The sequence below is a fragment of the Bifidobacterium panos genome (assembly GCF_012932445.1).
Taxonomy (GTDB): domain Bacteria; phylum Actinomycetota; class Actinomycetes; order Actinomycetales; family Bifidobacteriaceae; genus Bifidobacterium; species Bifidobacterium panos.
In genome coordinates this window covers 22,144-42,820 of the sequence record NZ_JAAIIJ010000012.1, presented here as the reverse complement: position 1 = coordinate 42,820, position 20,677 = coordinate 22,144, and the positions used below count along the sequence as shown (strand labels likewise).

The window sequence follows — 20,677 nt, the reverse complement described above, 5'->3', positions numbered from 1 at the left end:
AAAGCCTTGTTGCATTTGCGAAAAATAAAAACCCCGCCGAGCCGAAGCTCAAGCGGGGTTTGAACGTGTGTATATCGCGCTCACGCGGCCACGCGCTGGACCTTGCCGGCCTTGAGGCACTTGACGCACACGCGCAGACGAGTGTTCTCGCCGTCGACGGTGGTGCGCACCGACTGCAGGTTCGGGCGGAAGCTGCGCTTGTTGCGGATATGCGAGTGAGACACAGTGTATCCGACCTGCGGACCCTTGCCGCACACTGCACAACGAGCTGCCATAATGAACTCCCTTGACCTTGGATTCAAGTCTTCCCGTGGTTCAAGCCGATATGCGGACATATCAGCCCAACCACACAACTTCACAAAGATAAACCACGCGCCCGACAAATGCCAGCCGCACCCATCGAATGAGCCGACCTAGGGCAGCAGCGTCCGTAAAATGGGTGGAATGGTAAGGAGCCGGATGTGAGCAACATCATTGATTACGTGCACGACGAAACGCGCCCGTTCAGCGAGCTCGCGTTCAACGAGGTGGACGCGCTGGTACTTGCGCAGCTAGCCTACGAAAGCATCCCCGCGCTGGTGCCGCGTCTGCATGACGAGATCGGCGCCTATGGCACATTCAGCGCGCGTCTGCACAATTTCAATTTCGACCTGCGCGACCCCCTCACCTCGCTCAAGGCGCTGGTTCATGCCCCGTTCTCCCCCGTCACGCTTGAGAAAATGAACGAGGTGCTGCATGGCGATGTGGACGACGTGTGCCAGCATCCGCTGCACATGGTGGGCATCGCCGACGCGGCCGTGACGCACGAGTTCGTGCGCGCCACCGCCGCAAACCCGCGCTTCAAGAACCTGCGCGTCGGCGCGTTTGCCGAGCAGTTCGACAGACATGAGCAGACGCAGTTCGCCACGGTCACCTTCCTGCTGCCCGACGACACGCTGGTGCTTTCGTTTCGCGGCACCGACGATTCGCTGGTGGGTTGGAAGGAGGATTTCAACATGGCCTTCCAATACCCAGTGCCGTCCCAGCAGATGGCCACCGAGTATGTGGAAGCGGTGGCGCGGCTGTGGCCCGGGCGCATCATACTCACCGGCCATTCCAAGGGCGGCAATTCCGCCGTGTATGCGGCGATGAACGTTTCCGAGAAGGTGCGCGGGCGCATCGAGGCCATCTATTCGCTGGACGGACCGGGCTTCCCCGAGCGGGTGGTCAATTTGCCGGAATACAAAGACAACGTGGGCAAAGTGACCAAGATCGTGCCCGATTCCTCGATTATTGGCATGGTGTTGGAGACACCGGAGCCGTGCGAAGTGGTCAAGGCCGATTGCGAGGGGATCATGCAGCATTTCGCCTTCGCCTGGCAGGTCGAGGGCGACGAGTTCGCGCGCGTGGAGGATATGGCCGCCAGCTCGCGCGAGTTCAACACTTCGTTCAACCAGTGGATGACGAGCCTGACCAAGGAGCAGCGCGAACACGCGGTGGATGCGTTCTTTCAGGTGCTGTACGCCAGCGGTGCGACCACGTTTTCAGGTCTTATCGCCTCAATGCCGCTGTCGCTGCCGAGCATGATCGGCGCGATTGTGGGGCTGACGTCGGACGAGCGCAAGCATATCCTCGAAGCGATGGGCATGCTGGTGTCCGCAGCCGTCGCCCGCAACAAAGACGTGGAGCGGTAGGGCAACGCCATCGCCCATGAACTGGACACCACGACTCAGGCTTAAAGGCGCGGCATTGGTTATATACTTGTTCAGGCAGTGTGACTAATTAGTCGGCGAAAGGAAGATCAATGCCACGCCCACGCCGTGACGGCGACACGCCGTCCGCCACTCAGCGCATGATCGACGCGTTCTGGCAACTGTTGAGCCAAACCGAATACCGCAACATCACCGTCACCGACATCGTGCGCGAGGCCGGGGTGAACCGCAACTCCTTCTATTATCATTTTTCCAAGCTGGGCGAACTGGCCGATGCCGCCATTCTCGCCGAGGTGAACAGCTCTCCGCTGGCCAACGAAAGCCCTGACCCCAACGACGGCCCGCATGAATGGCGCGAACACATCACCGAGGTGTTCGCCACCCCCGGCCAGACGCGCCGACTTGACCGGCTCGCCTTGCTTGCCAGCCCGAACAGCTCGCCCGAGCTGGTCGAATCGTTGCACGACTTCGGGCGCATGAGCCTGATGCGCATGCTCGACCGCGACGAAAGCGACCTTGACCTGCGCACCGACCTGCTCATCGATTTCGCCGTGGGCGGTCTGCTCAGCGTGCTCAAGCGCTGGCCGCAACTGAGGCAAAGCATTGATATGAAGCGGCTGATGAACGAGGATCTCGCCGTGCTGGCGATGGGCATGTACATGTCGATGTCCAAGGAAGACATGCTGGATTCATGGAATCGCATCTTCAATAAGGCGTGACGCACAGCGCAGTTGAAGTGCGTTTGTGCGTACCGATATCAAAGGGCAACGCCATCGTTCCCTGTCCGCTCCCGAGTCACAGTGGCCAAACCAACCCGTTTTCAGGACGTATACCGGCAAATCAACGGGAAAACACGTCAAATATGCAAATGCCCGTGTCTTGGGAGCGGATGTCGCCGTGTTCGACACCCTCCGGGCCGGTAGGCCAAGTCTTACGTCTCACACGGCGACATCCGCTCCAAAAGCCGTCTGTGTTCGTTTGGGGATAACGCGGTTTGTTTGTTTGTTTAAGGGTCGGCTGTTGCCGTGTTCGACGTAGTTTTCTGTTGGTTGGCGGTATGCGTGCTGAGAACGGAATTGATGGCACCGCAACTCAGAGCGTGCCAAGCACGACGTTGTTACGCCGGCGCAATGGCGCGGAAGCCACGGGATATTCTGGTTTCGCTATATGGCGTTGTCGCTGGTGGTCGACACGCACAGCCCACTGGGCTGTGCGTCCCACACGGCGACATCCGCTCCGAAACGCGACTATGTCCGTTTGAGAGTAACGCGTCTGTCTGTCTGAGGGTAACTCGGTTATGCGCGTTTGAAAGTAGCGCGGTTATGCTCGCTTGAGAAAGCGAATCTCTTCTTCTAGTTGCTGGATACGTAGGGCTTGGGCGGCGATGAGGCGGTCGCGGGGGTCGCGCGGATCGTACGGGTCGACGGTGTCGCGGGATTTGGGTGAGGGCGGCTTGGGATGGGTTGGTTCGGGGGTGCGTTTCCAGCGGGCGAAGGCGCGCTCGATGCGCTTGTGGCCCACGAGCTTGGGGTCAAGGCCGGCCTGGCGGAACAGGTCCACCGGCTTCTCACCCTCCCGATAGCGGCGCATGCACTCGATACGGAACCAGTCCGCGTAATGGATGCGCGAGGACGCGTCCACCATGTCCACCGCAGCCAACGACGACAAATACGCCCGCTGATCCGACGTGAAGTTTCGCGGCTCATTCATATTGTCGGCCGTCCTTCCTGATACGCAGGGAACTGAAAAACTTTGAAGGGCCCCGCTGTCTTGCGCGAGGCTCGCGATGCTGTCGCCGCTCGCTGCTTTGAAGAGCGCGCGACCCCAAACACGGGAATCTATAGGCCCCCGCAGGCGGGGGCTGTCGCGCGAACGCGCGACTGGGGGTGGTCACGCCAGTCACGTGACCACGCCCGCACCACCCCCAGTCGGCCTGCGGCCGACAGCCCCCGACGTCTTATGCGACGCTCGCAACGCTATCGCTGCTCGCTGCCACGAAGAGCCCACAGGGCTCTTCGTCCAGCGGGGCCAAGGGACGCAAAACCGGGATTGGGGGATATGAGGAAAGGCGGGGAACCACGGGGCGCGAGCCCCATGTCCCCCGCCTTTCGGAAACCGTCAACCGGTTGGTTGGACCGGGCGTTAGCCCGGTCCAGCCGGTGGCCGGAGCCGGTCGGTTAGACCGGTCCGGCCGGTGGCCGGGCGGTTAAGCCCGGCCGGGCCGGTTGTTCGGTTTAGTGGGAGCGGCGGCGGCGCAGGGCACCGGCCGTCAGGCCGGCTGCGGCCAGGGCGAGGGCCGTCAGGGCGGCGGTCAGGCCGGTGGCGCCGGTGGACGCCAGGGCGTTGACCTTGCTCCAGCGGGCGTGCAGCTTCTTGCCGATCGCATCCTCCAGGCTGGTGACCAGGTTGCCCTCGTCGTCGTACCAGCCGTCGAACGTGTAGCCGTCACGGGTCGGGGTCGGCAGCTTGCCGTCCTCGCCGGTCCAGTCGGTGGGGATGTTGCCGCCGTTGGCGTCGAAGGCGTCGGCGATGCTGGTCCACTTGACGTGCAGCTTCTTGCCGATGGCGTCCTCGACGCTGGTGATCAGGTTGCCCTGCTCGTCATACCAGCCATCGAACTTGTAACCGGGCTTGTACGCCAGGGGCAGCTTGCCGTCAGCGCCGGTCCAGTCCTTCGGCAGGTTGCCGCCGTCGGTGTCGAACGCGTCATTCACGTTGGTCCACTTGGCGTGCAGCTTCTTGCCGATCGCATCCTCCGTGTTGGTGATGAGGTTGCCGTCCTCGTCATACCAGCCGTCGAACTTGTAACCCGGCTTGCTGGGGATCGGCAGCTTGCCGTCCTCACCCGTCCAACCATTGGGCAGGTTGCCGCCGTCCACGTCGAACGCGTCCTCAACCTTCGTCCACTTCGGGTGCAGCTTCTTGCCCGCCGCGTCCTCGGTGTTCGTGATCAGGTTGCCGTCCTCGTCATACCAGCCATCGAACTTATAACCGGGCTTGGTGGGAACCGGCAGCTTGCCGTCCTCGCCGGTCCAGTTGTCCGGCAGGGTGCCGCCGTCCGGGTCGAACGCCTCGTCGACCGGGGTCCACTTGGGGTGCAGCTTCTTGCCCGCCGCGTCCTCGGCGTTGGTGACGGGGTTGCCGTCCTCGTCGTACCAGCCGTCGAACTTGTAACCCGGCTTGCTGGGCACCGGCAGCTTGCCGTCATCGCCGGTCCAGTCGTCGGGCAGGGTCACGTCGCCGTCCACGTCGAACGTCGTGGGCAGCTTCGTCCAGTGGGCGGTCAGCTTCTTGCCGGCGGCCTCCTTGAGGGTGGTGACCTTGTTGCCGTTCTCGTCGTACCAGCCGTCGAAACGGTAGCCGTCACGAGTCGGGGTCGGCAGTTCGCCGTCCTCGCCCGTCCAGTCGTCGGGCAGGGTGCCGCCGTCGGGGTCGAACGCGTCGTCCAGCTTCGTCCACTTCGCATGCAGCTTCTTACCCACCGCATCCTTCACGGTCGTCACCTGGTTGCCGTCCTCGTCGTACCAGCCGTCGAACTTGTAGCCGGGCAGGGTCGGGGTGGGAAGCTCGCCGTCGGCGCCGGTCCAGTCGTCCGGGAGGGTGCCGTCGCCGGGGTCGAACGCGTCGTCCAGCTTCGTCCACTTGGCCGTCAGGTTCTTGCCCACCGCATCCTTCAGCGTGGTCACCTGGTTGCCGTCCTCGTCGAACCAGCCATCGAACTTGTAACCGTCACGAGTCGGGATGGGCAGCTGGCCGTCGGAACCGGTCCAATCCGACGGGATCGTACCACCGTCCGGGTTCAACCCGTCGGTGCTCGCGTTCTTCGTCCACTTCGCCGTCAGGGTCTTGTCACCAGTATCAGACGCACTGATGCCACTGACCAGGTTGCCCTTCGCGTCGGCCCAGCCGGCGAACGTGTAACCCTCGCGGGTCGGGTTCTTCAGGGTCGCGCCCACACCATACGTGTACGAGGTGGGGTTCTTCGGATCGGTGCCGCCGTCGAGCTTGTAGGTCAGCTTGTACGTGTTGGCCTTCCAGGTGGCGTTGACCTGCAGCATCGACTGCTTGAACGTGCCGCTCGCGTCGCGGTCCCAGCCGGTGAACGTGTAACCGGTACGGGTCGGGTCGGCGGGCGCGGTGTACGCGGTGCCCAAAGCGCCGGACTGGATATTGGACGCGTTGCCGTCCTTGTCCGTACCGCCGTTGTAGGCGAACACCACCACACCGGTCGCATTCTGCACGTACTGCGCCGTCAGGGTCACGTTCTTGCCCGGCATGGTCAGGCTCGCCAGCTCGTCGGAGGTGACCAGGCCGTACTCGTCGCTCAGCCAGCCGACGAACGACCAGCCCGCCTCAGAAGCGACCGTCGGGGCAGTGACCTTCGCGTCCTTCAGGCTCGCGTCGGTGGCGACCGTGTAGCCGGTGGTGCCCTTCAGCGTGCCGTGATCACCCTTATTGAACGTCAGGGTGTTCTCGTTCGCGGTCCACTGGGCGGTCACCTGCAGCGACGCCTCGTCGAACGTACCAGTCACCTGCTTGTCCCACTGCTTGAACGTGTACCCGTCCTTCGTCGGATTCGCGGGAACATCGTACTTCGTGCCCAACGGGCCCGACAGGCTCACCATCGGCTTACCAGCCGCGTCCGTGCCGCCGTCGAAGCTGAACATCACCGTGGCCGTCGCGTTCTGCGCGTACTGCGCCGTAAACTCCACAGCCTTGGCGGGCATCACCAGACTGGCCAGCTGCTCGCTGGTGACCAGACCATACTCCTCGGACTGCCAGCCAACCAGAGACCAACCGGCCTCCGCCTCAACCTTCGGAGCCACCACATTGGCGTCGCCCAGCTTCGCGTCCGTGGCAACCTTATAGTCCAAGGTGCCCGTCAGCGCGCCGTGATCGCCCTGTTTGAACGACAGGCCATACGAGTCCGCCTCCCACTGGGCCACGTACACTGTCGTGCCATCGGTGGCGTACGTGCCGGTCGGCTCGTTGCCGTCCGCGTCCTGCCACTTGACGAACGTGTAACCGTCACGCGTCGGGTTCGAGGGCTTGGTATAGGTCTCGCCCTGCTTGCCCTCACGGGTCACACTGGCGTCCTTCTGGTCGATCAGGCCGCCGTTCGCGTTGAACACGGCCTTCGCGCCGTTGTTCGGCTCGTACCGGGCGGTGAACTTCACCTCCGGGTTCAGACCGGAGACGACGTACTTGCCCTTCACGCCGTCCTTGCCGTACAACAGGCCGTCCTCACTGGACTCCCAACCAACGAACGTATACCCGGCCGTCGCGTTCGCGGTCGGCTCGCCCGTGACCTTCTCGCCCGAATTCACCGTGTACGACGTGTCACCCGTCAGCGTGCCGTTATCACCCGGCAGGAACGTCACCGTATTCGGATTCACCGTCCACTCGGCCGTGTACGTCACCGACTGATACGTCGTCGACAGGGTCTTGTCCCACTGCTTGAACGTGTAACCCGTACGCGTCGGCTCCTCCGCGGCGGCGGTCTTGTCCGCGTCGGAATACTCCGCGCCCTCCAAACCGGTCAGCACCAGGGACGAATCATTGTTCTTGTTGTAGCCGCCGGCGTAGTTGTAATGCACCTCCACACTCGACTCCGGCACAAACTTCGCCGTAAACGTCACCTTCGGATTCGCGCCCGACACGACGTACGCGTCCACGCTGTCCTGCGAATACACCTTCTGGTTCTCGCTGGACACCCAGCCGACAAAACGATACCCGCCGTCAGCCGTCACCGTGGGCTTGCCACCGACCTTCTCACCGGTCAGCACCTGATACCCGGTGTTGCCCGTCAGACTGCCGTGCTTGTCATTCTCGGCCACCACGAAGTTCACGTTATTGGTGTTCTGCTTCCACTGGGCCGTATACGTCTTCGACGCATACTTGCCCGTGTCAGCCGTGTCCCACTTGTCGAACGTGTAACCCGTACGCTCCAACTTCGACGTATCCGGAACCTTCTTCAGATCCTCCGCGGAATACTCGGTGCCATCCACGCCCTTCAACGTCACGGACGTGTTGTTGTCAGCGTCATGGCCGCCATTGAAGTTATACACCACACTCACCTCAGGCAGCTGCTCGTACACCGCAGTGAACTTCAAACCAGCCTGAGCCTTCAAATCAGCGATCTGCGAAGGCTGATACACCGGACCAAGCGTCTCGTTCTTATCCGCGTCAATCACGCTGGACTGCCAGTACAGGAACCTCCAACCGGCATCAGGAGTCACCGTCGGACCATTCTTCACGGGATAGTTCGTGGCCGTGTTCAGCTTCTCCTCGGTCACCACCGACACCGACTCCGGCGTGTCCTTCAACGCGCCGTGAAGACCCTTGTCGAACGCCACCGCGGTCTCGATCGGAGTCCACGTGGCCGTGAACGTCGCGTCCTTCTTGAACGTGCCCGACGCGGTCACATCCGTCGCGGTCGTGGTCCAACCCGCGAAATCATAACCCGCACGAGTCGGAACCGGCACGTCATACGAAGTGCCCTCACGACCCGTCAACGTCTTCGACGACGCCTTATCCGCATCCTGGCCGCCGGCGTAATCGAACCGGACCGTCATCTTATCCGTATCCTCATACTGAGCCGTAAACGTCACATCCACACTCGGCGCAAACTTACCCACATCCTCCGGCGAATACACCGAACCATCCACACTCGACTTCCAACCGGCAAACTTCTTACCAGCCCCAGTACCGACAGCAGTCATACTCACATCAGGCTGCTTGTAACCCGTCGCAGTGGAAACGGTCTTGCCGTTCTCCACCGACAGCGACTCGGGCGTGGCGTTCTTCATCTTGCCGTACGTCTTCGCCGTATCATCCCCGCCAAGCACAAACGCCACCTGACGCAACACCTTCGCCGAGACCGACACATTACCCGTCACATTCTCAGCCTTGATCGTCAGCTCGCCAGTGGTCTCATTGAACGTGTAATCCGTATCCTTCGCCAGCTTCTTGCCGCCAACAGACACCGACACCGACGACACATCCAACGCACGGCCATCAGCAGCCTTAGTGGCAGTCAGCGTCGTCTTAAACGCCTCACCCACCAACGCCTTCACAGCCGTATTACTACTCGTCACAGCGCCATCGTCCAAATCATACGACACATCAACACGCTCAACCGAACCAGAAGCAGTAGAACCAACAGAAGAGAGATTGAAATCCTCAAACTCAACATAAAAACCCTGATTGTGCTCACCCTGATCGTCATTCGCTAGATCATTCCACTGACCCGTGTCTCCCAAACCATACTGGGCACAACCTTCAGTACCAAAAGCGGCGTTGGGTTCACCACTCGCAGCGCTCCAGTTGGCGTATACGCCATCGGGAACAGTGCCACCAGCCGCCACCGTGGCGGTGGTGAAGATCTTAGTTCCGGCGCTCGGGCCCGTCACCCAATACCAAGCCGTACCATAATCCGGCGCAGAGGAATCATGATTGATATCAAACACATCGGGATCAGTCTTCGCATAAGCCTCAGTCGTAAAACGCGTCGCACCCAACCAACCCTCCTGGTTGCCGAAGGACTTGTAAATCAGGTTGTGTTCCTCGGCCGACTCGATGGTCAGCAAATGGCCATCCCCACCATAAAAACTAGTGGCCTTCGCCGCGGCAAACGCCGCATCCCAATTCATCTGCTGCTTGACGAACGCGTACGCGTGGCCGTTGTACAGAGTCGCGTCGTAACTTGTGCCGTTGTACGTGGCCTTCAGATTATTCAGCGAGTCGCCCACGACGGTGACCGTGATGTTCTGTTTCGTGTTGCCGTCCGTGGTGAACGTCAACCCCTGCAGATACGTCTGCAACTGCGCCGCAGTGATATCCGGCGAACCATCCACCGAAGACGTCTTGAACGTCACATACGTGTACTTCCCGCCAGCCTTCACATCAACGCCGTCCACATACGAACCGTACGAGTCCGACTCGCCGCTCAACGCATCCTGCGCCTCAGCACTGCCCGGCGCAGCAGCCGCCGGACTGAAGTAGCCGGAGTCGACCTGCACCACGACATACGAACTCGCCGAACCCGACACGCTCGCCGCGCCCAGCTTATACTTGGCGTTCTCGGTATCGCTGCCGACACTGAGAACCGTCTTCTGATCCTCGTTCAGCTTCACCGACGGCTTTTCGGCAGCCCACACCGCGGGCACCGCCACCGCCAACACCATCAACGCAGCCAACCCGGCCGCCACTACGGCAACCAGCCAGCGCAACAAGCCGCGCCTCAGGCCGCTTTGAGATGAAAATCTCACCATAAGAAACTCCTAAAAATTCCTTTATTCTTCAACCAACCCTCCCCCAAGGAACGACGCTTTCCCCGCGCGAATCTCGCGCGCGAAAAGCGCCCTCCCGGTCGGGGGAGGAGGAAACCCCACGCACCGGCCGGCCGGAATATCCGGCCGTTCCGGTGGGACGGGGGTCACCAATAGCCCTGAAAACTACCCCCCCCCGCGACAGCGAGATCACAAAACTCGCCTCCCAGCGATCGACCTGAACCCCCGAAAACCACCAGTCCCGCCGAAAACCGAATCCCAGAAAAAAGACACGCCACAAAACGCGAGACCCACGAAAGGAACAAGCCCACCCGAATCCCTCGACCCGGCGGAACGCACACTGAGAACGGGAAAGCGAGCACTGCGACTTAAAACAAACCGAGAACGATGGCAACGCACACTGTGACTCAAGCACGCAGGGAACGAGTTCGCCGCGTCGGCATGGGTCTACAGAGGGCACGGGAATGATCCACCACCACAATAACGGCACCGCCCGTTGATATCGAGATGGACAGCCCACCGGGCTGTCCATTGCTCGAAATGACAAGAAACGGGACACGCTGCCTGAAATGACAAGGAACGGGACAGCCGAAATGGCAAGAGACGGGACGGAACACAACACTGCTCAAAACGACAAGGAACCCAGCCCTAGGGCTCCCGCTGGCGGGAGCTGTCAGCCGTCAGGCTGACTGAGGGTGGTTGGACCAAACACGTGCTTAATGTGACCACCCCCAGTCGCGCATCCGCACGACAGCCCCCGCCAGCGGGGGCCAAGGACGGAACAAACCGGTTAAGGTCACAATGACTTAGGCGGATGTTGCTGTGTGAGACGTAAGACTTGGCCTACCGGCCCGGAGGGTGTCGAACACGGCAACATCCGCCGCAGACACCGGAATCGGCAGACAATACGGAAACCAAAACAGAACAGCAAAAACGCACACTGAGAACAGGAAAACAGACATCGCAACCCGAGATGAGCTCGGAATGACAAGGCACTCCAACTAGTGCAAAATTTGCATTAGTTCAGGAGGAAGGCGACAGAATCGTTGAAAGACAGACCGAACACAGCAACAGCCGCCCCACTTCCACGCGCAATACCAGCAGCACGAAGCCATATACTCCCTCGACGGAACACCACTGCATGGCGGCCTGCCGCCCAAACAGCATAAACTGGTCGTGGCATGGGCGCAGATCCACCAAGAGGACCTGGAAGCCAACTGGCAGCTGGCCGAACGGATGATCCAACCCCACGCCATAGAACCACTGCGCTAGAAAGGCCAAGGACATGCCCAAGGAGAACACGGCGCGCGTCATCGACGCGCAAGCACTCGACAGCCGGCACGTGCGCGTGCGCTTCACCGACGGGCACACCGGCACCATCGACATGACGCAACTCCTCGTCTACCCCGCATGGCAGCCACTGCGCGACCCCCAACTCTTCGCCACGGCACACGCCGCACACGGCACCGTCACATGGGACAACAACATCGACATCGCACCCGAACGAGCACACGAACTGGCACAATAAACATCAGCCACACAACACAAACAGGCGGAACGCACGCTGAGAACGGGAACGATGGGCATCGCGACTCGGGGCGCACTCACGATGGCAGGAGACGGGTTCGTTAGGATGGTGGGTATGGAAGGCGACGACAATCAGGCCGCTGCGGGAACTCCAAGCGGCGATCAGCAGATCGAGCTGTATGAAAGCCCCGACCATCGCGTGCACTTGGAGGTGCGCGTCGATGACGAGACCGTGTGGCTGACCCAACAGCAGTTGGCCGCCCTGTTCGGCAGGGACGTCACGACCATCAGACGGCACATCTCCAACGCGAAACGCGAGGAATTGCAAGGCATTCCAGTTAGTGCAAAATTTGCACTAACTGCCGCCGACGGCAAAACCTATCAGGTCGAACACTACAACCTCGACCTGATCCTGTCGGTGGGATACCGCGTGAAATCCACCGAGGGCGTCTTCTTTCGCCGCTGGGCCAACACCGTTCGATTCTCGACGACCCCGGCGAGGTCGCGGCCAACCTGGACGCCGGACCATGGGAGGAACTGGGCGAACACTGGAACCAGATCAGACAGGAAGAGGGGCAATGATGGCGGGAACATCGACATTCCAAACTTGGATCCGCAAACAGACGGCCCATCTCTCCGGCCAGCGGACGACGGACATGAGACGCCTGGCAGCCGCGGCGCAAGACGACCGCCCCCGCCTCGCGGCACCGCTTCTCCTGTACGCCCTGAGCACGGGAAAAACCGACCGGCTCATGTCGCTCGTCTGGTCGGACGAAATCCGCGACTCATACGCCTCCGCACGCCAACTGCTCGAGGGACACGACCTCGAGCACATGGCACTGACCAACACCGCGCCACGGGAACTGCCCCGCGAATACCGCAAATTCCTTGACCTGTACCGGACATACCGAAACCTCCCGGAGGAAACCAGACAAGCCAAACGGCAACGCCGGCTCAAGGCCATCGAACTGCAAAACCGCCTCGGCATCCCCACTGCGCGAATCTCCGAGAGCCTGGCGATCAACAACGGCAACCTCAACGCCTGGCTCAAACACGGCGACGACAGACTCATGACAGCCGAAAACGCCGCAAAAATCGTCCGACTCCTACGAAACATGACAAAGGAGCAGGCATAACGACAATCGCCTTTCGAAAGCGCGCTCCACGTACTCGACGAAGGCGTGGTACTCGAGCAGCTTGGGATTGCGGAGTTAGCGAACGCCGCAAACAGGTGGTAGGCGGCTTGCGCGTCGGGGCGATTGGGGATCATCATGTCGAGCAGGAAGTTGGTGTCGGCGAGGATCTTAGCCACGGCGTTCCAGCTCCTCTTTGACGTCCTGCGGGGTCATGGTGTCCAGACGCGTGTGTTTGGGAGCGCGGTCACGCAGGCGTTGGATGAGGCTCATGGTCTGTTCATGGCTCATGGTTTTCGGGGCGCGTTCAAGCCTGATGCCGACGTCGACCGATTTGGGGCCGGGCATGATTGCCGTCATGATGCGATCCTTTCGTTGGTGGTTCCAATTGCAGCGGTGATGCACTCGTCGATTCGCACATTGAGAATGAACTGCCTCCCGGTTCTCGTGTCTGAGAAATGGGAGGCAGTTCAGGTAAGGGTTGGCCCTTGGATTCGGGATTTAGGGCTTAGGACCGACGGATGCCCAGGGCATCGGCCAAGGCGTTGGCCGTGTCTTTGCTCACAACCTGGGTGCCGCCAGCCACGTAGGCATTGCTCACCTTGCCCTTGAAAGCCTTCGAATAGGACACCGCGGGGCTCGAGGCATTGGCCACCAGCAGGACAGGCGCCTTGTTACGGCCGGCAAAGGGGCCGGACACCAAGGCATCCGGGTAGTTTTCGCCGCACGCGTACACCACGCCGTCCATGCTCAGGCCGTTCTTCTGCGTCCACTTGGCGACGCTCACACTCGTCTCATAACGAGTCTGGCCAGCCAGACGAATCATGCCAGGCAAACCGGACACGTACTTGGCGGGCACAGCCTGCACGCCGCCCACCACGACCACGCGCTTGAACTTAGCCAACGCCGCGCGCTGCTTGGCACTCAGGCCGGTGGCCGGGTCGCACAGGAACACCGGCGCCTTGCCCGCGTACGCGTACGAGCTCACGCTCAACGCGTCCGCATAACCCGCGCCAGACGCCACAATCGCAGTCGTGCCCCACGACTTGCCACCCTGCTCGTAGAGTAAGTAGGACGTGTCATAACGGGTCGCGCCGCCCTGACGGGTCACACTCGACGCGTACGACTTCAACTGCGACGCCACTTTCTCGGACACCGCGCTCGTACCACCCACAATGATGATCTTCGACGGCTTCAAGCGCTCGAGCTGCGTGACCGTCTGCGAGGACAGGGCGTTCGGTTCGGTCAGCACGATCGGCGCGTCCAGCACGCCGGACAGACCCGAGGCAGACAGGGCGTCGGGGTAGTTCGCGCCGCTGGCGACGATCACCGTCTTCGCGGTGCCGGTGTAGGCCTGGGAGACGATCTCGCCCATCGTGTCGTAGCGCGTATTGCCCGACAGACGGGTCAGCTGGGCGGTCTGCGTCCACTGCGCATACAAAGTCACCGTATCGCCGGACTTCGCAGTCAGATTCTTCACCGACTGCTTGTCCTTATACGCCGTGCCCTTGCCATCAGCCTTCGTATTCCAACCAGCAAACGTATAACCAATGCGCCTGAACGCATTCGCACTCAGATTCTGCGCCTGGCCGTACGTGAACCGCTGTTTTGTCATCAAACCAAAGCCGCCGTTCGCGGCAAACTTCACCGTATACGAATTTGCAGTCCACTGCGCGTACAGGGTCACCGTATCGCCGGACTTTGCAGTCAAGTTCTTCACCGACTGCTTGTCCTTATACGCCGTACCCTTGCCATCAGCCTTCGTATTCCAACCAGCAAACGAATAACCGGTACGGGCGAACGCATTCGTATTCAGATTCTGCGCCTGGCCGTACGCAAACCGCTGATCCTTCATCGAACCAGAACCACCGTTCGCGGCAAACTTCACCGTATACGAATTCACAGCCCACTGCGCGTACAAAGTCACGGTGCCGCCAGACTTCGCAGTCAGATTCTTCACCGACTGCTTATCCTTATACGCCGTGCCCTTGCCATCAGCCTTCGTATTCCAACCCGCAAACGAATAACCGGTACGGGTGAACGCATTCGCCGTCAGATTCTGAGCCGCATCGTACGCAAACTGCTGATCTTTCATCGAACCAGCGCCACCGTTCGCGGCAAACTTCACCGTATACCCATTCACAGTCCACTTGGCATACAGAGTCACATTCTTGGCCGGCATCGTGGACTTCGAGAAATCCCACGCCTGCGTACACGCCTTGTCCATATACCAGCCACCGAACGCGTAACCATCCGCGGACAACGCGGCAGGTTCCGTCAGCTTCGCGCCGTACTTCACATCCGACTGCTTTGCCGGCGCCGTGCCGTGGCCGTTCGCATCGAACGACGCCGTGTACGCGTTGCGCGTGTACTCGATACGCACCTTCGCGGTGCCATCAGCCGCAATCTTCTGCTGGGTCACCGCGCCGGCAGTGAAACCCTCATACGACTTCGCCGCAGCCTTCGTGTCGTCGCCAGTCGTGCCCGTCAGGGTCTCCGACTCGTCGGGCGTCTGGGGATAGGAACCATCCAGAGCCTGCTTGAAGTGCTGCACCGTGTACTTCGTATCCGTATTCGGCTTCCACTGCGCGTACAGGATCACTTCGGCACCGGCCGTAGCCGCCAAATTCGACACCGACTGCTCATTCGTGTACGAATCGCCTGTGCCATCTTGCTGCGTGGTCCACTTGTCGAACGTATAACCCACACGCTCGAACGCGTTCGCACTCAGCGCCTGCTCCTTGTCATACGTGAACGACTGAGGCTCCATCTCACCCGTCGCGTCATCCACGGTCTTCTCGAACTTCACCTTGTATTCAATCGGCTCGAACGGCGTATACGTCGCGGCGACACCCGCCTGAATACCGGACGCCGAATCATACGAGTCACCCGTGGTCATATTGCGCCACTTCTGGATATTCGTATAGCCCTCACGCGTGGCGGAAGTATCAGGATTGTCAAGGCCCGAATCACTGGGCTTCAACGTGAAGTTCGCGCCCAGCCGCAGCTCCTGGAGTTTGGGAAGTGCAGAAAACACGTTGTTGGCACTGTCATCGTCCGTCACCTTCGACGTATCGAAACCGGACACATCCAACAACTCCAACGACGAACAATAGAAGAACATGTTGCTCATATCCGTCACCTTTGACGTATTCCACTTCGCCAAATCCAACGACTTCAGCGACATGCAAGCCATGAACATGCTGGACATGTTCGTCACGCTCGACGTGTCCCACCCCGACGCAACCAACGACTTCAATGCCTCGCAATCATAGAACATGAATTCCATGTTCATCACGCTCGACGTCTTGAAACCAGACACATCCAACGATTCCAGTGACACGCACTCAGCAAACATGCCATGCATGTCCGTCACCTTCGACGTATCGAACAACTCCGACACTCTCACCGACTTCAATGCCTCGCACTGATAGAACATCTGGCTCATGTCCGTCACGTTCGACGTCTTGAAACCAGACAAGTTCAACGACTCCAACTTCTTGCAGCCATAGAACATCTGGTTCATATACACTGCATTCGACGTGTCGACCTTGTCAAGACCAACGATCTCAGTAAGTCCGGCGAAACGTTCAACACTAGCGCCGCCGGCCGCCGAGAAGAGGTAGGACGAATCGGCCGGGAATTTGGGGTACGCGTTGTCCGCGCCGTACACCACGTCGTACATACTGCTATCAATGTTGCTCTTGATCGCGCAGCCGATCACAGAATCGTCCGCCGTGGCGGTGTTGCCGCCGCCTGCAGACCAACAAGTCGCCCCTTCACCCATGGACGCTACAGTGGGCTTGGTGTTCTGGAACGTGATGGTACGAACCTGAGAGTTGGTCACACTGGCACCGAGGGCAACACCTCCTTTATTGCGCAGTATGCCCGTTTCCGCGGCCTGGGCTTGGATGGAACCCATGGGGCAGAACACGGCCATCATGGCCAGCGCCAACAGCGCTGCCAGCAACTTTGCTGGCAACTTTGCTGGCAACTTTGCCGACAAATTGGAATATGTGCGGGAAGCCGCACGACTAACAATACGTTTCATGAACCTGACTCCTTTATCGACTTCTTCTGCAACAACACCAAAGAAAACAGTCGACCCAACCTTCCGACAGCGGAAGAACGGGACAGCCACACGTACCTGCGCAATGGCCGAACCACAAACCGGGCACGGGTGCGCGAAACCTTGGTAGCATCAATACTACCCCCCCCCAGGGCAAACCGGTCCGGCTTCGGTTCCAGCGACCGTCGTGACACCCGGGTTGGCGGGTTTCAGTGAGACGGGTTCGTTCCAGCGATCGTTGTGACAGACAACCCATAGACAGGCTATAGACAAGCCACTGGGCTGTCTGTCACCACGCTGTTTGTTTTATTTTGTCTTATTGTTTTACTTGTTTTATCGCCTTATCGCCTTAATTGCCGTTGGTGGCGTTGCCGGCGTTGGCTTGCTGCACGATGGCGGCGAGGAAGTCGCGGTTTGTGGCGGTCTTCTTCAGGCGCGGCACCAAGGTCTGATAGGCCTGCTCCGCTTCCATGCCACCGAACAGACGACGCAAGCGGTAGACGATGGGCAGCTCCTCGGGCGAGGTGATGAGCTCCTCACGGCGGGTGCCGGAGGCGTTGATGTCGATGGCCGGGAACAGGCGCTTGTCGGCCAGCTCGCGGCTCAGGCGCAACTCCATGTTGCCGGTGCCCTTGAACTCCTCGAAAATCACCTCGTCCATCTTGGAGCCGGTTTCCACCAGCGCGGAGGAGATGATGGTGAGCGAGCCGCCGTTTTCGATGTTGCGGGCCGCGCCGAAGAACTTCTTCGGCGGATACAGCGCCTGGGCGTCCACACCGCCGGACAGGATGCGCCCGGAAGCCGGCGCCGCGATGTTATAGGCGCGGGCCAGGCGGGTCATCGAATCGAGCAGCACCACCACGTCCTGGCCAAGCTCGACCAGGCGCTTGGCGCGCTCGATGGCGAGTTCGGCCACGGTGGTGTGGTCGGAGGCGGGGCGGTCGAAGGTCGAGGAAATGACCTCGCCGGCCACCGTGCGCTCCATATCGGTGACTTCCTCGGGGCGCTCGTCCACCAGCACCACCATGAGGTGAACCTCGGGGTTGTTGGCGGTGATCGCGTTGGCGATGTTCTGCAGGGTGATGGTCTTGCCAGCCTTCGGCGGCGAGACGATCAGGCCGCGCTGCCCCTTGCCGATGGGCGCGACGATATCCATGATGCGCCCGGTGAGCTTGTTCGGCGTGGTCTCCTGACGCAGGCGCTCCTGCGGATACAGCGGGGTGAGCTTGCTGAACTGCGGGCGGTTCAGCGCATCCTCCACGCTCATGCCGTTGACCGAATCGATAGACTGCAGCGGCACGAACTTCTGACGCTGGTTGCGGCGCTCGCCCTCGCGCGGCGCGCGAATCGCACCATGCACGGCGTCGCCCTTGCGCAGGCCGTACTTCTTGACCTGCCCCATCGACACATACACGTCGTTCGCCCCCGGCAGATAGCCGGAAGTGCGCACAAACGCATAGGAATCGAGCACATCGACGATGCCGGCCACCGGCACGAGTTCGGCAGACTGCTGCTCGTCGCGCTCGTCACGATCACGACGATCGTCACGGTCTCGGCGGTCATCACGATTGTTGCGCTCACGGCGCTCGTCACGCTCGTCGAAATCGCGATTGCGCCCGCGCATGCGACGGCCGCGGCGGTCGTGATTGCCGTCGCGATCGTTGCGTTCATTGCGATCGTTACGATCATTACGCTCGTTGCGATCGTTACGATCATTACGCTCATTGCGCTCTCGGTTGCCCCCGCGCCCATTGCGACCGCGCGTCACCTCATCGTCCTCGTCACGTTCGGACTGCTGATGAGCGGGCAATGTGGCGAGAATATCATCCAAATCGCGCACGGCCTCTTCGGCAGGAGTCTCCTGACCCTTACGATGTCGGCGGCGGATGTTGCCGTTCGGTTCATCGCCATTCCCCTCGGCGGAACGATGCCGCTCGCCGCGCCCGGAATCACCCGGAACCTCAAGCCCAAGATCGGCGAGCAGGTCGGCGTCGTCATTCTTCTTGACACGCTCCTTGTGCTCCGTGTGTTCCTTGTGTTCCGTCGACTTGCTCGGTTCGCCAGCCTTGGCATCGGCTTTCGGCGTTTTTACAGTGACGCCAGCGGGCGCCTCACCGCCGGAACGAGCGGCCTGTATGGTGGCAAGTAGCTCCGGCTTACGCATGGTGGATGTGCCACGCAGTCCCATCTGCTTGGCAAGCTCCTTCAGTTCAGGCAGCTTCATACCTTCAAGATTCTGGCTATTGGCCACAGTTCATACCTTTCTGCAGCACCTGACGGCACCCGATGCACCGCAAGATTGTCTGAAGATGATTGCGACATTTTGCCGCGTTGAAAGTTCGCGGCAATCCACGCTCACGAACCGTGTTTTACTGTACAACGCCCGCGCGACCAACGCGAATCAACGCCGCCGCGAGCGCGCCGCCCGCGCGACCAGCGCGGCTCAGCGAATATCTTCGGGAATGTCGATGTCCGACTTCTGCACTTCCTCGACATTGACGTCCTTGAACGTCACGATGCGCACGTTCTTGACGAAACGACTTGGCCGATACACATCCCACACCCACGCATCCGTCAGCTGCACGTCGAAATACACGTCCTGCCCGGCGGAACGCACGTTGAAATCGACCTTGTTGGCCAGATAGAAGCGGCGCTCGGTTTCCACCACGTAGGTGAACAGTTTGATGACGTCGCGATATTCCCTATATAGCGCCAGCTCGGCATCGGTTTCGTAGTTGTCAAGATCCTCGGCACTCATCGTTGCCTCTCCTCTTTCGCGTTATTACTCGTTGTCGCGTTTGCGCCCTCGCCCAAGCGTACGCCACCAGGCTTCCTTTGAAGGCTTGCGATCATCGGCTGAGTACGGCCAGCTGGGCCCTTCGTCGCCGGCCGCGGCGGTTTTGGGTTTCGCCTCGATGCCGGGCGTGTCGGGCTGCTCCTGCACAGGGTCGGCGCTTGCTTGGGCGGCGGATTGCTTGGTGCGCGCCGTTTCGTCCGAAGCCTTCTCTTCGCCGGCTTGGTTTTGCTTGAGCGCCATCGAATGTTCGCGAGCGCTCATCGCCTCCTTGACGCCCGGGTTGTCTTCCAGCACATGCATGCCGAAGGCGTCGAGCGAGCGGATCGGATCGTATTCGTCCGCCAGCGTGTCCATGACGACGAGATCCTGATATTTGTTGTGCGAGGCGTCCCACAGCGCGTCGCGCGAGGTGCCGGACGGCACGAAACCGAGCGACTGATAGACGGATACGGAACGGGTGTTCTGCTCGGGCACGGCCACCCAGATGCGATGCATGCCAAGCCCTGCCGGCTCGGGCGCAAAACCATACGTCATGACACGCGGCATCAGGTCGCGCGAATAGCCGCGGCCGCGATAATCCTCACCAAGGATGACCTGGATGCGGGCGGAACGCGCCCAGCCGTCGATGTCGATCAGAAAAATCATGCCGATGACATTGTCGGTGGAGGCGGCATCGACCTCGTGGTCGCCGTCATGGTCAGCGTCGGTGAGCACCGCCCAGGCGATGGTGCGGCGCGCTTCCGGGTCGCCGACACCGGATTCGTTGGGGAGTTTGCCGCCACTCCAGGCGACGGAACGCCGCACCCATGCGTGCACGACGGCGCGTTCGGCCACGCGATCCTTGCCGGTGATTCGTGAAGCGCCGTGATAGGCGTTGAGCGTGTCCAGCTTGTCGAGGTCGGCGACGGTGGCGGGACGCAGACGCACCATCTCACCGCGAATCGGCGGAATCGAGATGCGGGCGGGCAGTTCGCGGCTCTGACTTTGTTCCTCAGGCACCGTCGTCTGCGTGTTCTCGGTCATGATTTCGTTATCCCCTTATGATTGCCGAACAATCATTGCCGAAGATATCTTACTCGCCTGCATGAACGCTGTGAAGACCCGCCATGCCCCACCATCGAAAAAACGTGCACTGAACGTTCGCCAGCGTACGAAATTTCAGAATGATT

General features: G+C 60.6%; 13 protein-coding genes and 1 pseudogene. 6 read left to right on the top strand and 8 right to left on the bottom strand.

Annotated features, from left to right (window positions below; translation table 11 throughout):
- Nucleotides 1–80: 80 nt before the first annotated feature.
- The gene (gene rpmB, locus G1C94_RS03460) at nt 81–275 is read right to left on the bottom strand and encodes a 50S ribosomal protein L28 (RefSeq protein ID WP_172144699.1); all 195 of its coding nucleotides are present in this window, start codon (nt 273–275) and stop codon (nt 81–83) included.
- A gap of 186 nt (nt 276–461) precedes the next feature.
- Between rpmB and G1C94_RS03455 the strand changes: the two genes are divergently transcribed.
- Both G1C94_RS03455 and G1C94_RS03450 read left to right on the top strand, forming a co-directional pair.
- On the top strand, nt 462–1,673 hold the full coding sequence (locus G1C94_RS03455) for a DUF2974 domain-containing protein (RefSeq protein WP_172144696.1): 1,212 nt from the start codon (nt 462–464) through the stop codon (nt 1,671–1,673).
- A gap of 110 nt (nt 1,674–1,783) precedes the next feature.
- Nucleotides 1,784–2,410 carry a TetR/AcrR family transcriptional regulator gene (locus G1C94_RS03450; RefSeq protein WP_172144693.1) on the top strand — a complete coding sequence of 209 codons (627 nt, stop codon included), beginning with the start codon at nt 1,784–1,786 and terminating at the stop codon, nt 2,408–2,410.
- A 601-nt stretch (nt 2,411–3,011) separates the two neighbouring features.
- Here G1C94_RS03450 and G1C94_RS03445 read toward each other — a convergent pair.
- Nucleotides 3,012–3,401: a hypothetical protein gene (locus G1C94_RS03445; protein WP_172144690.1), complete on the bottom strand. Its 390-nt coding sequence runs from the start codon at nt 3,399–3,401 to the stop codon at nt 3,012–3,014.
- A gap of 524 nt (nt 3,402–3,925) precedes the next feature.
- Entirely contained in the window at nt 3,926–9,964 is a 6,039-nt protein-coding gene (locus tag G1C94_RS03440) for an InlB B-repeat-containing protein (RefSeq protein WP_172144687.1), read from the bottom strand.
- A 1,131-nt stretch (nt 9,965–11,095) separates the two neighbouring features.
- Here G1C94_RS03440 and G1C94_RS03435 point away from each other — a divergent pair.
- The 4 genes and pseudogenes from G1C94_RS03435 (at nt 11,096) to G1C94_RS07765 (ending at nt 12,645) form a co-directional block, all read left to right on the top strand.
- A complete protein-coding gene (locus G1C94_RS03435) occupies nt 11,096–11,254 on the top strand; it encodes a DUF4160 domain-containing protein (RefSeq protein ID WP_335341209.1) in 159 nt (52 codons plus the stop codon).
- Nucleotides 11,255–11,267: 13 nt separating this feature from the next.
- Complete coding sequence (locus G1C94_RS03430; protein ID WP_172144684.1) at nt 11,268–11,510, top strand: DUF2442 domain-containing protein; 243 nt, start codon at nt 11,268–11,270, stop codon at nt 11,508–11,510.
- Between the two features lie 51 nt (nt 11,511–11,561).
- A pseudogene (gene rhuM, locus G1C94_RS07770) lies at nt 11,562–11,972 on the top strand (RhuM family protein); the annotation flags it as partial.
- Between the two features lie 115 nt (nt 11,973–12,087).
- Nucleotides 12,088–12,645 (top strand): hypothetical protein, encoded by a 558-nt coding sequence (locus G1C94_RS07765; protein ID WP_253902298.1) that lies wholly within the window; start codon nt 12,088–12,090, stop codon nt 12,643–12,645.
- Between the two features lie 168 nt (nt 12,646–12,813).
- Here the strand turns inward: G1C94_RS07765 and G1C94_RS03415 are convergent, their stop codons facing one another.
- From G1C94_RS03415 to G1C94_RS03395, 5 genes are all read right to left on the bottom strand, one after another.
- A complete protein-coding gene (locus tag G1C94_RS03415; RefSeq protein WP_172144675.1) occupies nt 12,814–13,002 on the bottom strand; it encodes a hypothetical protein in 189 nt (62 codons plus the stop codon).
- Nucleotides 13,003–13,150: 148 nt separating this feature from the next.
- Complete coding sequence (locus G1C94_RS03410; RefSeq protein ID WP_172144672.1) at nt 13,151–16,693, bottom strand: InlB B-repeat-containing protein; 3,543 nt, start codon at nt 16,691–16,693, stop codon at nt 13,151–13,153.
- A gap of 367 nt (nt 16,694–17,060) precedes the next feature.
- Nucleotides 17,061–18,935, bottom strand: a complete 1,875-nt coding sequence (gene rho, locus G1C94_RS03405; protein WP_216656820.1) for a transcription termination factor Rho — start codon at nt 18,933–18,935, stop codon at nt 17,061–17,063.
- 219 nt (nt 18,936–19,154) lie between these two features.
- Nucleotides 19,155–19,469: a DUF2469 domain-containing protein gene (locus tag G1C94_RS03400; protein WP_172144666.1), complete on the bottom strand. Its 315-nt coding sequence runs from the start codon at nt 19,467–19,469 to the stop codon at nt 19,155–19,157.
- A gap of 24 nt (nt 19,470–19,493) precedes the next feature.
- The gene (locus G1C94_RS03395) at nt 19,494–20,531 is read right to left on the bottom strand and encodes a GNAT family N-acetyltransferase (RefSeq protein ID WP_172144664.1); all 1,038 of its coding nucleotides are present in this window, start codon (nt 20,529–20,531) and stop codon (nt 19,494–19,496) included.
- Between the last annotated feature and the right edge of the window lie 146 nt (nt 20,532–20,677).

Bases quoted from the DNA above. Each gene is read 5' to 3' on its own strand.
- G1C94_RS03445 (WP_172144690.1), bottom strand. From the start codon at position 3,401: ATGAATGAGCCGCGAAACTTCACGTCGGATCAGCGGGCGTATTTGTCG.
- G1C94_RS03410 (WP_172144672.1), bottom strand. From the start codon at position 16,693: ATGAAACGTATTGTTAGTCGTGCGGCTTCCCGCACATATTCCAATTTG.
- G1C94_RS07765 (WP_253902298.1), top strand. From the start codon at position 12,088: ATGATGGCGGGAACATCGACATTCCAAACTTGGATCCGCAAACAGACG.
- rpmB (WP_172144699.1), bottom strand. From the start codon at position 275: ATGGCAGCTCGTTGTGCAGTGTGCGGCAAGGGTCCGCAGGTCGGATAC.
- rho (WP_216656820.1), bottom strand. From the start codon at position 18,935: ATGAAGCTGCCTGAACTGAAGGAGCTTGCCAAGCAGATGGGACTGCGT.
- G1C94_RS03430 (WP_172144684.1), top strand. From the start codon at position 11,268: ATGCCCAAGGAGAACACGGCGCGCGTCATCGACGCGCAAGCACTCGAC.
- G1C94_RS03400 (WP_172144666.1), bottom strand. From the start codon at position 19,469: ATGAGTGCCGAGGATCTTGACAACTACGAAACCGATGCCGAGCTGGCG.
- G1C94_RS03450 (WP_172144693.1), top strand. From the start codon at position 1,784: ATGCCACGCCCACGCCGTGACGGCGACACGCCGTCCGCCACTCAGCGC.
- G1C94_RS03395 (WP_172144664.1), bottom strand. From the start codon at position 20,531: ATGACCGAGAACACGCAGACGACGGTGCCTGAGGAACAAAGTCAGAGC.
- G1C94_RS03440 (WP_172144687.1), bottom strand. From the start codon at position 9,964: ATGGTGAGATTTTCATCTCAAAGCGGCCTGAGGCGCGGCTTGTTGCGC.
- G1C94_RS03415 (WP_172144675.1), bottom strand. From the start codon at position 13,002: ATGACGGCAATCATGCCCGGCCCCAAATCGGTCGACGTCGGCATCAGG.